The 12,394-nt window shown below is 58.1% G+C and carries 14 protein-coding genes and 1 pseudogene; 14 read left to right on the top strand and 1 reads right to left on the bottom strand.

The genetic code is table 11. From position 1 onward, the window contains the following. A pseudogene (locus HMPREF2734_RS11830) lies at positions 1-131 on the bottom strand (IS256 family transposase); the annotation flags it as partial. Positions 132-420: 289 nt separating this feature from the next. Between HMPREF2734_RS11830 and HMPREF2734_RS08485 the strand changes: the two are divergent. The 14 genes from HMPREF2734_RS08485 to yajC all read left to right on the top strand — a co-directional run bounded on the left by HMPREF2734_RS08485 (position 421) and on the right by yajC (position 12,278). Then, positions 421-1,020 (top strand): copper resistance CopC family protein, encoded by a 600-nt coding sequence (locus HMPREF2734_RS08485; RefSeq protein WP_070570443.1) that lies wholly within the window; start codon positions 421-423, stop codon positions 1,018-1,020. A 9-nt stretch (positions 1,021-1,029) separates the two neighbouring features. Continuing rightward, positions 1,030-1,686: a copper chaperone PCu(A)C gene (locus HMPREF2734_RS08480; RefSeq protein WP_070484859.1), complete on the top strand. Its 657-nt coding sequence runs from the start codon at positions 1,030-1,032 to the stop codon at positions 1,684-1,686. Between the two features lie 14 nt (positions 1,687-1,700). Beyond that, positions 1,701-2,936, top strand: coding sequence for a Dyp-type peroxidase (locus HMPREF2734_RS08475; RefSeq protein WP_070484858.1), 1,236 nt, complete (start codon positions 1,701-1,703; stop codon positions 2,934-2,936). A 110-nt stretch (positions 2,937-3,046) separates the two neighbouring features. Next, complete coding sequence (gene thrS, locus HMPREF2734_RS08470) at positions 3,047-5,104, top strand: threonine--tRNA ligase (RefSeq protein ID WP_070570441.1); 2,058 nt, start codon at positions 3,047-3,049, stop codon at positions 5,102-5,104. Continuing rightward, positions 5,073-5,672, top strand: coding sequence for an ATP adenylyltransferase (locus tag HMPREF2734_RS08465; RefSeq protein ID WP_246816807.1), 600 nt, complete (start codon positions 5,073-5,075; stop codon positions 5,670-5,672). The genes thrS and HMPREF2734_RS08465 overlap by 32 nt, the downstream gene beginning before the upstream one ends. Next, positions 5,665-6,300 carry a phosphatidylinositol phosphate synthase gene (gene pgsA, locus HMPREF2734_RS11825; protein WP_070570439.1) on the top strand — a complete coding sequence of 212 codons (636 nt, stop codon included), beginning with the start codon at positions 5,665-5,667 and terminating at the stop codon, positions 6,298-6,300. Before HMPREF2734_RS08465 ends, pgsA begins: the two co-directional genes overlap by 8 nt. Then, positions 6,301-7,239: a phosphatidylinositol mannoside acyltransferase gene (locus tag HMPREF2734_RS11820; RefSeq protein ID WP_070570437.1), complete on the top strand. Its 939-nt coding sequence runs from the start codon at positions 6,301-6,303 to the stop codon at positions 7,237-7,239. Positions 7,240-7,242: 3 nt separating this feature from the next. Beyond that, positions 7,243-8,322, top strand: a complete 1,080-nt coding sequence (locus HMPREF2734_RS08450; protein ID WP_070570434.1) for a glycosyltransferase family 4 protein — start codon at positions 7,243-7,245, stop codon at positions 8,320-8,322. Further along, positions 8,319-8,786: a LemA family protein gene (locus HMPREF2734_RS08445; RefSeq protein WP_224212653.1), complete on the top strand. Its 468-nt coding sequence runs from the start codon at positions 8,319-8,321 to the stop codon at positions 8,784-8,786. Before HMPREF2734_RS08450 ends, HMPREF2734_RS08445 begins: the two co-directional genes overlap by 4 nt. A gap of 70 nt (positions 8,787-8,856) precedes the next feature. Next, positions 8,857-9,609 (top strand): YebC/PmpR family DNA-binding transcriptional regulator, encoded by a 753-nt coding sequence (locus HMPREF2734_RS08440; RefSeq protein WP_070423069.1) that lies wholly within the window; start codon positions 8,857-8,859, stop codon positions 9,607-9,609. A gap of 94 nt (positions 9,610-9,703) precedes the next feature. Next, a complete protein-coding gene (gene ruvC / locus HMPREF2734_RS08435) occupies positions 9,704-10,255 on the top strand; it encodes a crossover junction endodeoxyribonuclease RuvC (RefSeq protein WP_070820288.1) in 552 nt (183 codons plus the stop codon). Continuing rightward, entirely contained in the window at positions 10,252-10,866 is a 615-nt protein-coding gene (ruvA, locus tag HMPREF2734_RS08430; protein ID WP_070570430.1) for a Holliday junction branch migration protein RuvA, read from the top strand. The genes ruvC and ruvA overlap by 4 nt, the downstream gene beginning before the upstream one ends. A gap of 11 nt (positions 10,867-10,877) precedes the next feature. Next, positions 10,878-11,954 (top strand): Holliday junction branch migration DNA helicase RuvB, encoded by a 1,077-nt coding sequence (gene ruvB, locus HMPREF2734_RS08425; RefSeq protein ID WP_070423072.1) that lies wholly within the window; start codon positions 10,878-10,880, stop codon positions 11,952-11,954. Positions 11,955-11,987: 33 nt separating this feature from the next. Further along, entirely contained in the window at positions 11,988-12,278 is a 291-nt protein-coding gene (gene yajC / locus HMPREF2734_RS08420; protein WP_070451334.1) for a preprotein translocase subunit YajC, read from the top strand. Positions 12,279-12,394 lie beyond the last annotated feature (116 nt).

Raw genomic sequence — 12,394 nt, 5'->3', positions numbered from 1 at the left:
GCTAGATCGTCACGGCGTTTCACGCTGGACGCACTGCAAGCCTTGCATCGCCATCGGGTGGCGCCTTTGCTGGTGGTGCCGTTTCGTTTCATATCGCCGCCACAATGGCAGCGTGGTCGGTTCTTTGGCATTGGGCAACCGAACCACCGCCCCGTAGCACACCAAGGCAGCCACACCGTGGATTGAGAGCGAAACTGCCAGATATATACCCGCAGCGCTTATACTTTCAGCATTAACCCAGATCAACTGCCGAAAATCAGCCCAACCAGACACACTTTTTGAGCCTTAACCCGGGCCTGCGATTCCTAGCTGCCAATATTGGGGGTTTTGTGCCAGTGTGGGAACTATTCGGCCGTTTTAGGCGACTACTCATTTCGAGTGTGAAAATTACGCACTCAATAGTTTGAACAAGGAGACGAAATGCCCAAACCTGCACATTGCAGGCAAGTTGCACGAGTGGGTGGTATTGCTGCCGCGGCGTTGGCAACTGCTCTGGTTACCTCGGCTCCCGCGGTTGCGCATGACGTTGTTATCGGATCCAATCCCGAAAACAAGTCTGTGGTGCAGGACTTTCCTGAGCGGATCGAGCTGGAGTTTTCTGGCGAGCCCAAGGAAGGTTTCAATACCGTCGCCATCTCACGTACGGAGGATGGAAGCACGGATGTGCTGTTCACCGGCGAACCGGTAATTGAGGGCCGAAACGTCACACTCGATCTTCCGTCAGATCTTCAGCCGGTGGCCGGGGACTACAAAGTTGGCTTCCAAATCGTCTCGTCCGATGGACACGCAACTAAGGGTATGACCTCGTTTAGCTATCAGCCAGATGGCGCTGGCTCGCAATCGCAACAGGATTCGACCGCTACTAACGCTGCAGAAACGAATGAAAACTCAAGCGTTTCTGCTCTCTGGCTGCTTGCTCTTGGCACCATCGTGCTTGCGGTCATCGCGGTGTTGGCCGTGACGAATCGTTCGAAGAAGAGCAAGACCATAACTGATGACGTGCGCAAAGGCGCGCAGTAAGGAAACATGATGAAGAATCGTTTGATGGCCACGGCAGTTGTCGCTGCTTTCGCTTTGACCCCGGCGCTGACCGCCTGCTCCAGCGACTCCAATGAGGCGGCAACCGACACAGCTACCTCGTCCGCTGCAACGTCGGCAAGTGAGACTGCCACGGATGCTGCCGCCACCTCGGACGTTGAACTCGTCGATGGCACTGTGCGTGCAAAGGCTGCCAAGGACGCAGAAAATGGCAGTGATATGACGGCGATCTTTGGCACCTTGAAAAATGGCACGGATGAAGACATCCACGTGATTGGCTTCACTACCTCGCTGGGTGAAGCCATGTACGAAATCCACGAGGTTGTGGATGGCGTCATGCAGGAGAAGGAGGGGGGCATCGTCATTCCGGCCGGTGGCACTTACGAGCTGAAGCCGGGCGGTGACCACTTCATGGTGATGGGCTACCCGGACGAGATTCCTGCTGGAGACACCGTTGATGTCACGCTGCTGACTGAGGGTGGCACCACCATTGATATTCCGGAAGTAGCCGTCCGTACCATGCTGCCGGGCGATGAGGACTACGGCGAGGATGGCCAGGTCATGGACCACAGCCAGCACAAGCACGGCGACGATGCAGCGCATGGCGAACACGCCGAGCACAGCGAAACCGCTGAGCACAAGCACTAGGAGGAGCGAATTCAATGGTTGAGCCACAGCGTGGCGGAGTTTCCCGCCGGGTGTTTCTGGCCGGTGCGGCTGGGGTGGCGGGGGTTGCGTCATCAAGCATGGCGCTCGTTGCGTGTAGCGGTGAGGATGATCGCGAAACTGCATCACGGGCACTCACCGAATCAACTATCGCATTCGATGGCGCTCATCAGGCAGGCATCCAAACGACGACACAAGCGAATCTCAACCTCGTTGGGTTCAACCTCAAGGACGGCGTGAAGGTTGATGGTCTTCGCCGTCTTATGCGGTTGTGGACGGAAGATGCGCGAGAGCTCGTCTCCGGCCGCAACCCTTTGTCAAGCCTTGAGCCAGAAATGGTAGACAAGCCGGCAAACCTTACAATCACATGCGGGCTAGGCGAGCGAATCTTTGACGTCGCCGCCCCCGAAAGTAAGCCGGCGTGGCTGCACGACATTGAGTCGATGCCACGGGAGAAACTCGTTCCAGAGTGGGGACAAACCGATATCGTTCTCCAGATCTGCTCGGATGACCCGATGGTGTGTGCATGGGTAATGCGCCACATGACCCGCGCAGGGATGGACTACGTAAAAACTGCGTGGGTGCAGCAAGGGTTCATGAACGCCTACGGCAATATTCCGAAAGGCCAAACCCCGCGCAACCTCTTCGGTCAAGTCGATGGAACCGTCAACCCACATTCGGACGATGAATTCGCGGAGCAGGTGTTTCACGAGGATGGCTCTTCCTCACTGGTAGTGCGCCGGATCGCGATGGATCTCGACGATTGGGAGCGGCTCGACCGGGCTTCACGCGAGGAGTCTGTCGGCCGCAGGTTGAGCGACGGTGCCCCGCTCACTGGCGACAGCGAATTCGACAAACCAGATCTCGATGCAATTGATGAATACGGTCTGCCCGTCATTGACAGGAACTCGCACATGGCGCGAGCAATGCCGCCGAAGGACCATCCGGAGCAGCGTTTCTTACGCAGACCGTACAACTACAACCTTCCGCCGGATCCGAACTCGAAAGGTCTCTCAAATGCAGGCTTGGTCTTTCTGACTTTCCAGAAGGACCCGGATATCCAGTTCACGCCGGTGCTTCGCCGCCTGCTGGAGATGGATCGCCTTAACGAATGGACGACTCACATTGGTTCCGCGGTGTACTGGGTGCCACCGGGCACTGTGGAGCCGGGTAGTGGTAACTCCGGTGATACGTACTGGGGCGAAGCCGTACTTTCCGGCACTCGGGGGTAGAATCCCTATCGACCGGCGTGCGTCTGCGCCGTCGGGACAGTGAACAGCACGATGGGGTTGCGTCCAGGTATGACGCAGCCCAATGACGCGCAAAGGAGCGCACGACACCTATGTCAAACGAAGCAGTAGTCGAGTTTGCAACGTTCGAGGTCCCCGCAGGCACCGCCGTGGGTGCAGCGATGCGGGAGTTGAACTTGCCAAACAAGGGCGACGACGCCGTCGTTTGCGTCTTGGATGCAGAGGGCGAACTCAAAGATCTTTCCCACGTGCCGGAGCAAACCGCCACGTTCACTCCTGTCCCGGCAAACACTGAGCTTGGTCGCTCGGTTATCCGCCACTCCTGTGCGCACGTACTTGCACAGGCTGTTCAGGCGGAGTTCCCGGGAACCAAGCTGGGCATTGGCCCTGCGATTGAAGATGGCTTTTACTACGACTTTGATGTCGCCGAGCCGTTTACGCCTGAAGATCTGAAAACGCTTGAACGGCGTATGAAGAAGATCATCAAACAAGGCCAGAAGTTTGTCCGCGGTGTCTACGCATCCGTGGAGGAAGCAGCCGAGGATCTCAAGGATGAGCCGTACAAGCTCGAACTGATCAACGACAAGGGCAACGTCGACCCAGATTCTGACGAAGCTACTGAAATCGGTGCAGGCGAGCTGACCCACTACGACAACGTCAATCCCCGCACGGGCGAGGTGGAGTGGCATGACCTGTGCCGTGGCCCGCACGTGCCAACGACGAAGTACATCCCGGCATTCGCACTGACCCGTTCGTCCGCTGCCTACTGGCGAGGCGACCAGGACAACGCTGGTCTGCAGCGTGTCTACGGCACGGCGTGGGAGTCGAAGGAAAAGCTCGACGAGTACATGACCATGCTCGAGGAGGCTGAGAAGCGCGATCACCGCCGTCTTGGCAATGAGCTGGATTTGTTCTCCTTCCCAGACGAGGTCGGTTCTGGTCTTCCGGTATTCCACCCGGACGGTGGCATCGTGCGTATGACCATGGAGCAGCACTCGCGTGAGCGTCACGTGGCAGCCGGCTACTCCTTCGTCAACACCCCGCACGTGACCAAGGGTGACCTTTTCAAGAAGTCTGGTCACCTGGATTGGTACGCCGACGGCATGTTCCCGCCGATGAAGCTCGACGGTGAGGTTGACGCTGACGGCAACGTGACTAAGCAGCCGGTGGACTACTACGCCAAGCCGATGAACTGCCCGATGCACAACCTGATCTTCGACTCTCGTGGTCGTTCCTACCGCGAACTTCCGCTGCGTTTGTTCGAGTTCGGCACGGTGTACCGCTACGAAAAGTCTGGTGTGGTGCACGGTCTGACTCGTGCTCGTGGCTTTACCCAGGATGATGCTCACATCTACTGCACTGAGGAGCAGCTGGAAGAAGAGCTCACCAGCGTTCTGGAGTTCATCATCTCGCTGCTGCAGGACTACGGTCTGGATGACTTCTACCTCGAACTGTCCACGAAGGACCCGAAGAAATACATTGGCGACGACGACATCTGGGAGCGTTCCACGAGCATTCTCGAGTCGGTGGCGAAGAAGTCTGGCCTTGAGCTGGTTCCGGACCCTGCCGGCGCCGCTTTCTATGGCCCGAAGATTTCGGTGCAGGCACGCGACGCCATCGGTCGCACCTGGCAGATGTCGACCGTCCAGTTGGACTTCAACCTTCCTGAGCGCTTTGACCTGACCTACACCGCCTCTGACGGTTCGAAGAAGCGTCCGGTGATGATCCACCGTGCACTCTTCGGCTCGATCGAGCGTTTCTTCGGCGTGCTGCTCGAGCACTACGCGGGTGCGTTCCCGGCATGGCTGGCGCCACACCAGGTTGTGGGTATTCCGGTTGCTGATGCGTTTGCCGACCACCTTGATGGGGTCGTCGCAAAGCTGCGCGAGCGCGGTATTCGTGCAGAGGTTGACCACTCGGACGACCGCATGCAGAAGAAGATCCGTACGCACACCACGAACAAGATCCCGTTCATGCTGCTTGCGGGTGAGCGTGACGTTGATGCCAACGCTGTGAGCTTCCGCTTCCTTGATGGCACGCAGATCAACGGCGTGAATGTCGATGAGGCAGTGGAGATCATCGCGGACTGGATCGCGGCGAAACGTAACGATCAGCCGAGTGAGGCAAACGTTGCAGCCCAGCGGCAGTAATCATGGCGAGGACCCCTACATCGATACCGGTGTAGGGGCTCCTGACCGTCTTGTACGTCTGTGGGCGCCCTACCGGTCGAGTTACATTGCGTCGGCGCCGAGATCGTCGAAAAGCAATGACCCGTTTCTAGAGATACCGAAACTCAGCGACGAAGACGGATTGATTATTGCCCGTGGCACGCGTGTATACGCGGTGTTGAACCTGTATCCGTACAACGCCGGACATCTCATGGTTGTGCCGTATCGCAAGGTCGCGGAGCTTGAAGCGCTTGACGACGAAGAAACAACCGAACTGATGGCATTTGCCAAGCATGCGGTAAAGACGCTGAAGCATGTGTCGAACCCAGAGGCGATTAACGTCGGTTTGAACCTGGGCAAAGCGTCCGGAGGGTCGGTTGGAGATCACCTGCATCTGCATGTGGTTCCGCGCTGGTCCGGCGACTCGAATTTTATGACTGTGCTTTCCGGAACCAAGGTTCTGCCGCAGCTCCTGCGAGAGACTCGCGAGCTGCTGGCGAAGGGGTGGCGCAAGGTCGAACAGGGCGAGGGGAGAAGCCACGATGCTTAGTGTGCATGGGCGTAAACCGGCAGCTGTTGTCGTGGAACCGGTGGCGAAGGGCTTGTTGAAAGCCGGCGTCACGCCGAACATGATCACTCTTGCCGGCACGATTGCCACGATGCTGGCGATGATGGTTCTCATCCCGACGGATCATCTCGTGTGGGCAGCGGTGTTGAGCACGATTTTTGCAGCGTGTGACATGGTGGACGGCACCATGGCGCGATTACGTGGTGGTGGGACGGCTTTCGGCGCAACACTAGACGCCAGTTGTGACCGTCTCACGGACGGCGCCCTGTTTGGGTCGATCGCTATGTGGATGGTCTACGTTGCGGACTTGTCTGCGGCCCATGTTGCAGCCTGCCTAGCTGTGTTGGTCCTCTCGCAGGCGATCAGCTACATCAAGGCGCGCGCTGAAGCCGGCGGCATCAGCGTCGTCGGCGGCCTCATTGAACGGCCAGAGCGTTTGATCCTTGCTTTGGGCGGGCTAGCGCTCGAGGGGTTTGGGGTGCCCAACGCTGTCGTGGTGTCAATTTGGATTCTGTTAGCAGGGTCGTTGTTTACCGTGGTGCAGCGGCTGGTCTTCGCCGCGCGAGACGATCAGGCGAACGCGAAGATGGCGCCACCAGCAGGGGCGTAGATGAGCGGCATTGGAAAGCGTGTGTCTTCGGCGGGTTACATCGCCGGGTGGAAGATCGTCGGGGCGCTTCCGGAGTGCCTCACGCGTCCGTTAGCTGCTGCTGGTGCGGATTGGGTATCAAACGACGGCGCCGGAATGGACATGCTGCGCCGCAATCTCACACGCGTCGTCGGTGCAGAAAACGTCACCAAGGAGCTGGTGCGTGACAGCATGCGTTCCTACGCAAGATATTGGCTCGAAGCTTTCCAACTGCCTCGCATTGCGGATGATCCAAACTTGGATGAGCGACTCACTGCAGGTCTGGTTGGTAGGGAGTATTTGCAGGAGTCGATCGATGCTGGCAACGGGGTCGTACTGACTCTGCCGCATTCCGGGAATTGGGATATGGCGGGAATGTGGCTTGCAAAGCACTATGGAACGTTTACAACTGTTGCTGAGCGGCTCAGGCCTGAGAAGCTGTTTGATTCGTTCGTGGAGTATCGCGAAAGTCTGGGTTTCGAAGTACTTGCCCTCACCGGGGAGAAAACTCCTCCCTATGCAAGGCTCAAAGAGGTCCTCCAAGGCGGGGGCATCGTGTGTTTGATGGGAGAGCGCGACCTTGGGCGTCGAGGTGTGCCAGTGACATTTTTCGGCGAGGATACGACTTTTCCTGCAGGGCCAGCAAAGTTGGCATTGGAGACAGGCGCGGGCCTTCACACGGTGCATACGTGGTTTGCAGGTTCGCAGACGGATCCTGGCTGGGGGATGAGCGTTGCACCTGCGCTGAAAGTAACCACGCTTGAGCGAACGGTGCAGGCAATTGCAGACGAGTTCGCTGTCGCGATTGCCCACCACCCGCAGGATTGGCACATGCTGCAGCCGTTGTGGCCTGTCGATGTCCCGGTTCGCGGGAGGCGCTGGGCGCTCGACAATCGTTCAGTCATCTCAAGGGAGACCTAGCCGATGCGGGTTGGGCTAGTCTGCTCCTATTCTTTTGATGAACCTGGTGGGGTTCAAGCGCATGTCCTTGACTTGGCGGAGCGGTTGCGGGAAATGGGACATCACAGTGAAGTCCTTGGCCCTGCATCTGCCGATACCCCGTTGCCCGAGTGGGTAACTCGTGGCGGGCCAGCGGTTCCGATTCCTTACAACGGTTCTGTTGCGCGCTTGTCGTTTGGCCCGCGAGTAGTGAGGACGACTAAGCGATTCATCGAACTCGGCGATTTCGATGTGCTGCATATCCACGAGCCAAATTCGCCGGGCTACGCCATGGTTGCGAACCGAATAGCCGCGGGTCCGATCGTGGCTACCTATCACACCTCTGCGGAGAGCTCCTACGCGCTGAAAGTAGCGCTGCCTGCGTTGCGTGCGAACTTGGATAAGATTCGTGCCGGAATCGCAGTGAGCGAGTTGGCATGGCAGTGGCAGGCAGAGCAGATTGGCACTGACCCTGTGATCATTCCGAACGGAGTTGACACGCGACGCTTCGCGCGGGCTCGTGGTGTGCGCAATGACTCTTCAGACGTGGAGGTTGTGTTCCTTGGGCGACTCGACGAGCCACGTAAAGGCCTCGATGTGTTCTTGGCTGCCCTGGAGCGTCTTCCGCGCCTTCCTCAGGTGACGGTGATGGGCGGAGGTGCTGCACGCGAAATGGACGGGGTGCGTTTCGCTGGGAAGGTTACGGAGGATGAAAAGGTCGAGATTCTCGGCCGCGCCGACATTTTTGTTGCCCCGAACCTCGGTGGCGAGTCGTTTGGCATCATTCTGGTCGAAGCAATGGCGGCGGGGTGTGCCGTAGTTGCCAGCGATATCCCTGCTTTTGCGGCCGTTGGCTCTGACGCTGTGGCCTTCTTCCCGCCGGGGGATGCGGATGCTTTGGCGCAGCAGTTGCAGCTGCTTATCGACGACGCCACTTACCGCAATGACTTGATTAACCGAGGCGCACGTCGGGCCAGGGGATTCGACTGGTCAGTGGTGGCGAACCGTATTTGCGCTGTGTATGAGGCTGTTTCCTACAACGAGAAGGTGAGGATTGAGCGGTGACATTTGGTGTCGTGCTTCTCGTCGTCGCGCTGATCTGCGTTGTCATTGTGGCTGCCTGGGCGTTTCACACTGCGCAGCGACTTCACCGATTGCATATTCGTTTGGATAGGTCCCGTGATGCGCTGCAGGCTGCTCTTGACCGCCGCTGCGCTGTAGTTGCGGCGCTGTTTCCGGAGCTCGCGAAGCAGGCTCACGAAACGGAGGCGCTTCGGTTCAGCTCGAAGGATCTTCGGCTGCGTCTTGGCGCTGAGGGGGATCTGATGCAGGTGGTCAGGGAGTCGTCGCAAAGCGGTGGCGACGTACCGGCTGAACTCCGTGATGCACATACCCGAGTAGAACTCGCCCGGCGGTTCTATAACGATGCGGTTGCGGATACGTTGGCGCTGCAGTTGCGACCTATGGTGCGGTTTTTCCGTCTTGGCGGTACTGCGGTAGTGCCGCAGTTTGCCACCGACGGCCAGTAACAGCGTATTTGTGCAGCTGGCGTATACTTGCGCTCTGTTAACCGTCAACAGAGGAATGAAGGGGTGCTCGATGGCAGGCCATTCAAAGTGGGCAACGACCAAGCACAAAAAAGCGGCGAACGATGCAAAGCGTTCCAAGCTCTGGGCGAAGATGATCAAGGATATCGAGGTCGCCGCCCGCACAGGCGGCGGTGACCCCGCTGCTAACCCGACCCTCGATGACATGATCCGCAAGGCGAAGAAGGCCTCGGTCCCCAACGACAACATCGAGCGCGCTCGCAAGCGTGGCTCCGGCGAGGAAGCCGGCGGATCCGACTGGGAAACTGTCATGTACGAGGGCTACGGCAACAACGGTGTTGCTGTGTTGATTGAGTGCTTGACCGACAACCGCAACCGTGCCGCAACCGAGGTACGTACCGCCATGACCAAGAACGGTGGCAACCTGGGCGAGTCCGGCTCTGTCGGTTACATGTTTGAGCGCACCGGTGTGGTCACGATCAAGAAGGGTGACCTCTCCGAAGATGACGTGCTGATGGCAGTGCTCGACGCTGGCGCTGAGGAAGTCAACGACCTCGGTGAAGAGTTCGAAATTACCTGCAAGCCGACTGACCTGCCTGCAGTGCGTGAGGCGCTGATCGGTGAAAGCATCGAGATTGAAGATGCTGGCCAGGAATTCCGTGCTGACGTTCAGGTCGATCTGGATCTCGAGGGCGCACAGAAGATGATGCGCCTGATCGACGCGTTGGAAGATTCCGACGACGTCCAGAATGTCTACACCAATATGACGATCTCGGACGAGGTTGCAGCGCAGCTCGACGCATAACACTTCGTCGTGAACCGGCGCGCCCTCTTTGAGAGGCGCGCCTTTTTCGCACGTTGTGGTAGAACATATGTGTCATGAGCGAAGGAGTGGTTGCGTGAACCTCGAAGGACTACGGGTGATGGGCATTGATCCCGGTCTGACGCGTTGTGGCTTGTCTGTTGTGCAGGCAGGTCGTGGCCGCCAGATCATCCCCGTGGCAGTTGGCGTCGTGCGAACTCCCTCAACCGCGGAGCTTGCGGAGCGCCTGCTCAGAATCTCTCGGGCGGTGGGCGAGTGGATGGATGATTACCAGCCCGATGTTGTTGCTATGGAACGTATCTTTGAACGTGGCAACGTCTCCACGGTGATGCACACAGCGCACGCTGTCGGTGTCATGGTCTTAGCCGCTGCGGAGCGTGACATCCCGGTGCACATGTACACCCCTTCAGAGGTAAAGAAAGCAATATCTGGCAATGGACGTGCGGACAAGAAGCAAATGACCACTATGGTCACGCGCATTCTTGGTTTGAGTGAGGCGCCGAAACCAGCAGATGCTGCTGATGCGCTGGCCATTGCAGTCTGTCACTGCTGGCGCGCGCCACTTATCGCTCGAACGCAACATCTCCAACAACTTCAATACTCCAATACGAAGGCGGCAGTGCAATGATTGATTCTCTCAACGGTGAGGTGCTCGCTATTGGTCTCGACCATGCGGTCATTGAGTGTTCTGGGGTGGGGTATAGGTTTCTTGCTACACCGCAAACGCTTGGCGGTCTTGTGCGTGGTGAAACGCGTCGAGTGATGACCTCGATGGTGGTCAAAGACGACGGCGTCACCTTGTATGGCTTTGGCGACAATGAATCGCGCGAGATGTTCCATAAGTTGCAGACCGTGACTGGCTTGGGGCCGAAGTTGGCTATTGCCGCGTTGTCTGTTTTTGAGCCTGGCGAGCTTTCGACGCATATTGCAAACGGTGACGCGAAGAAGGTTCAAACGATCCCCGGCGTGGGCAAGAAAATGGCCGAGCGCATGATCCTCGAGCTCAAGGACAAAGTCGAAGCGATGTTGCCGGCGCAGTCACCAAACGGTGCGGCGGCTGGTACAGCAGCAAAGCCAGCCACCACTTACGCCTCGGAACAGGTTGTGGAAGCGCTGGTCGGACTCGGATTCCCAGAGCGTACGGCACAGTCGGTCGTAGATCAGCTGACAACAGACCAGCCGGATCTCGACGCTTCTGCGTTGTTGCGTCAAGCGCTGACGCATTTGGGCAAGAAGTAGGCTAAAGCGCAATGTCTGATGTGGAAAAGACCGAGTTCCAGCTCCCTGAAGGTTTTTCAGCGAAAGCACCGTCGCCTGTCGACGCCAACGTACAGGCCGACGAACACGATATTGAGCGTTCGTTGCGTCCGAAGTCCATTCAGGAATTCATCGGCCAACCCAAGGTACGAGAACAACTCAGTCTTGTGCTTACGGGCGCACGAAATCGTGGTGTGACGCCGGATCATATCTTGCTGTCTGGTCCGCCTGGACTGGGCAAGACCACAATGGCAATGATCGTCGCACAGGAATTAGGCACGTCGTTGCGCATGACCTCAGGGCCTGCTCTTGAACGGGCAGGCGACTTGGCGGCGATGTTGTCTAACTTGATGGAGGGCGATGTGCTCTTCATCGACGAGATTCACCGCATCGCACGGCCGGCTGAAGAAATGCTCTATATGGCCATGGAGGATTTCCGTATCGACGTCATTGTTGGCAAGGGCCCGGGCGCGACATCGATTCCGCTAGAGATTCCTCCGTTTACCCTCGTCGGGGCAACCACGAGGGCAGGTATGCTCACCGGCCCGTTGCGTGACCGCTTTGGGTTTACAGCTCAAATGGAGTTTTACGATGTCGACGACCTCACCAAGGTTGTCAGCCGCGCAGCGAACATCCTCGGGGTGCAGATTGATACTGATGCTGCGGTTGAGATCGCCTCGCGTTCGCGTGGAACCCCGCGAATTGCGAATCGCCTCCTGCGTCGTGTGCGCGACTGGGCTGAGGTGCATGGCGATGGCAGGGTAAACCTGGATGCCGCACGAAGTGCGCTCGAAGTGTTCGATGTCGACGAGCTAGGGCTAGATCGCCTCGACCGTGCTGTGCTTGGCGCCTTGATCAGGGGGCATGGCGGTGGACCGGTAGGTGTAGGGACCCTTGCGATCGCGGTTGGCGAGGAATCCGGCACCATCGAAGAGGTCTGTGAGCCTTATCTGGTGCGCGCGGGACTGATGTCGCGAACGGGCCGGGGGAGGGTTGCTACCGCCGCCGCGTGGGAGCACTTGGGTTTGCAGGCACCTCCCGAAGCGCCTGGGCAGATGCCGCTCTACTAAGCCCACGATTGTGTTGTGCAATGATGGTTTCTCATGGAACCAATTTTGCTCATTGTCATTCTGGCCTTGTTCTTGCTGCCTTCCATCCTCATGATGCGTGGCCAGAAGAAGCGTCAGGCTCAGATTGAACAACTGCGTCAGTCGATTCAGCCTGGCGACCAGATTGTCAACGTTGCAGGCTTCCACGCCACGGTCGTGGAGCACAATGGCGAGACCATGCTTGTGGAGCTTGCCCCGGGTGTAGCCGTGACGATGGATACGGCTGGTGTGATGCGCAAGATTGAGCCTGTGGCACCTGTCGACACAAATGAGGTACCCAACTAAGTTTTTCTGGTCTGATGGCGTAGCATATTTGCGTTGTGCCATCACCGGCTCGCGCGATTGTTTGTGTCCACCGCACCTTGAAAGATGCTGCTGGATCGGCGTGTGCGCCGGTGTAA

The sequence above is a fragment of the Corynebacterium sp. HMSC055D05 genome, assembly GCF_001810365.1.
In the GTDB taxonomy this organism is placed as follows: Bacteria; Actinomycetota; Actinomycetes; order Mycobacteriales; family Mycobacteriaceae; genus Corynebacterium; species Corynebacterium coyleae.
Note: the sequence above shows the minus strand (reverse complement) of the source record. Positions and strands in the feature narration are given on the sequence as shown.

What these genes read in the sequence shown, in the direction of transcription:
- HMPREF2734_RS08485 (WP_070570443.1), top strand. Translation starts at nt 421, where the DNA reads ATGCCCAAACCTGCACATTGCAGGCAAGTTGCACGAGTGGGTGGTATT.
- HMPREF2734_RS08480 (WP_070484859.1), top strand. Translation starts at nt 1,030, where the DNA reads ATGAAGAATCGTTTGATGGCCACGGCAGTTGTCGCTGCTTTCGCTTTG.
- HMPREF2734_RS08475 (WP_070484858.1), top strand. Translation starts at nt 1,701, where the DNA reads ATGGTTGAGCCACAGCGTGGCGGAGTTTCCCGCCGGGTGTTTCTGGCC.
- thrS (WP_070570441.1), top strand. Translation starts at nt 3,047, where the DNA reads ATGTCAAACGAAGCAGTAGTCGAGTTTGCAACGTTCGAGGTCCCCGCA.
- pgsA (WP_070570439.1), top strand. Translation starts at nt 5,665, where the DNA reads ATGCTTAGTGTGCATGGGCGTAAACCGGCAGCTGTTGTCGTGGAACCG.
- HMPREF2734_RS11820 (WP_070570437.1), top strand. Translation starts at nt 6,301, where the DNA reads ATGAGCGGCATTGGAAAGCGTGTGTCTTCGGCGGGTTACATCGCCGGG.
- HMPREF2734_RS08450 (WP_070570434.1), top strand. Translation starts at nt 7,243, where the DNA reads ATGCGGGTTGGGCTAGTCTGCTCCTATTCTTTTGATGAACCTGGTGGG.
- HMPREF2734_RS08440 (WP_070423069.1), top strand. Translation starts at nt 8,857, where the DNA reads ATGGCAGGCCATTCAAAGTGGGCAACGACCAAGCACAAAAAAGCGGCG.
- ruvA (WP_070570430.1), top strand. Translation starts at nt 10,252, where the DNA reads ATGATTGATTCTCTCAACGGTGAGGTGCTCGCTATTGGTCTCGACCAT.
- ruvB (WP_070423072.1), top strand. Translation starts at nt 10,878, where the DNA reads ATGTCTGATGTGGAAAAGACCGAGTTCCAGCTCCCTGAAGGTTTTTCA.
- yajC (WP_070451334.1), top strand. Translation starts at nt 11,988, where the DNA reads ATGGAACCAATTTTGCTCATTGTCATTCTGGCCTTGTTCTTGCTGCCT.